The following is a 257-nucleotide window of genomic DNA, read 5'->3' as shown; positions in this document are numbered from 1 at the left end:
CCTTGTGGTCGGGCTGACAGGATTTGAACCTGCGACCCCTTGACCCCCAGTCAAGTGCGCTACCAAGCTGCGCCACAGCCCGTGGCATTGTTTTTCAGTTGTTCGGGCCGACCGAAGAGTGGTAAACCACTTAACCCCCAGGTAGACGGTTCAGCCCAGATCCTTGACTTTCCGGGCTTCTTTGCCCCTCAAACGGCCGTATTTCACATCGTGGATTGCATGGATTGCATGCATCAGGTCCCGGCCAGGTCCCGGCG

1 tRNA gene is annotated in these 257 nt (G+C 58.0%); it reads right to left on the bottom strand.

Annotation, left to right across the window (positions count from 1 at the left end):
- Nucleotides 1–5: 5 nt before the first annotated feature.
- A tRNA-Pro gene (locus ACY0MJ_RS22435) sits at nt 6–82 on the bottom strand.
- Nucleotides 83–257: the final 175 nt, after the last annotated feature.

It is taken from the genome of Ramlibacter sp. bp-362 (assembly GCF_054956735.1).
Note: the sequence above shows the minus strand (reverse complement) of the source record. Positions and strands in the feature narration are given on the sequence as shown.